Annotated in this window: 1 protein-coding gene and 1 pseudogene; both read right to left on the bottom strand. The window is 64.0% G+C overall.

Translation table 11 applies throughout. From position 1 onward, the window contains the following. Nucleotides 1-239 (bottom strand): (2Fe-2S)-binding protein (locus AC1D0I_RS32980; RefSeq protein ID WP_477400245.1); only part of this gene is annotated, 239 nt, incomplete at its 3' end. Continuing rightward, nucleotides 232-506, bottom strand: a pseudogene (locus AC1D0I_RS32975) (FAD binding domain-containing protein); the annotation flags it as partial. The pseudogene AC1D0I_RS32975 and the gene AC1D0I_RS32980, both read right to left, overlap by 8 nt.

Below are 506 nucleotides of genomic sequence, written 5' to 3'. Positions count from 1 at the left end.
ACCGTGGTGACTTCGGCGCCATCGGCCTGCAGCGCGAGCACCGTGCAGGACTTGGCCGAGCGGCCGTCGACGACCACCGTACAGGCGCCGCAATAGCTGGTATCGCAGCCCACATGCGTACCGGTCAGGCCGGCGTTCTCGCGGATTAGCTCCACCAGGAGGGTCCGCGGCTCGACTTCGAATTGCAGTTGGTGGCCGTTCAGCTTCAGGGCCACACGCATGGTCGGATACTCAGCCATAATATTGATGCGTCTCCACAGCCGGGCGCCCGAGACGGCGTGCCTCGATGATGCCAAATGCGCGTTTAACCAGGCCGCGCGCGAGTTCCCGCTTGTATTCCGCCGTACCCTTTGCGTCGGCGAAGGGCTCGACGAATATCGATGCGGCTTCGGCTACATCTTCGACCAGGTTCTCGGTGGCCTGTCTGCCGGCGGCAATGTCGTTTCCCTCGTCGAAGGCGAGCGCGGTCAGGTCGAGGCAACCGAAGCCCATGCGCAGGCTAGCGA

Source organism: Mesorhizobium sp. P2_D1 (genome assembly GCF_056404455.1).
The sequence above is the reverse complement of the archived record's forward strand: the minus strand, read 5'-3'. Positions and strand labels throughout refer to the sequence as shown.